The sequence below is a fragment of the Vibrio sp. 2130-1 genome (assembly GCF_033339515.1).
The window spans coordinates 1-536 of sequence record NZ_JAWOUT010000665.1 but is presented as its reverse complement, the minus strand read 5'-3'; the positions used below and the strand labels follow the sequence as shown (position 1 = coordinate 536).

Annotated in this window: 1 protein-coding gene and 1 pseudogene; both read left to right on the top strand. The window is 50.0% G+C overall.

What is annotated here, in order from left to right; genetic code table 11:
- Positions 1 to 316, top strand: a 316-nt coding sequence (locus R7Q09_RS28030; protein WP_318144191.1) for a DUF1833 family protein, incomplete at its 5' end; no start/stop codon positions are given.
- Positions 313 to 536 (top strand): annotated as a pseudogene (locus R7Q09_RS28025) (hypothetical protein); the annotation flags it as partial. The gene R7Q09_RS28030 and the pseudogene R7Q09_RS28025, both read left to right, overlap by 4 nt.

The window sequence follows — 536 nt, the reverse complement described above, 5'->3', positions numbered from 1 at the left end:
GATTAACTTGCCAGAGCGTGCCGTTATGGGCCGAGAAGATTTGTTATTCGCCCTGGATAACGTCACAGGCCAAGCGCGCCGCTTAATGCTAGCAGCCAAAGAAGCCGGCGGAGAGATTTGGGTGAGGTATCGCCCATTTCTTGAAACCAACCCTAATGGCCCCGCGCAAGCTCCTTTAACCATGGTCGCAGTTTCTTATCGTGACGACCGACAAACCGCCAGTATATCCGGCAGCTTTCGTAACCTGATGGATAAAACCTGGCCTTTCGTATTGTTCACTCCTAGTAAGTACCCCGGAACCAAGTACGCCAAATGATCACATTAAATGACTTTCTCAAAGTGCCCTATGTTGACCATGGGCGCGATTTGGATGGGCTGGACTGTTACGGGCAAGTGTTTCTTGCCCGTTCTTTATTGTTCCACCGTCCGCTTGGTGATGATTACCAACACATTCACCCAGACGACAAAGTGGCGATGACCTCCGCTTACTTTGAATGTCTGCCCAATTTCAAATTGGTCACGAGCCAAAATCCTCC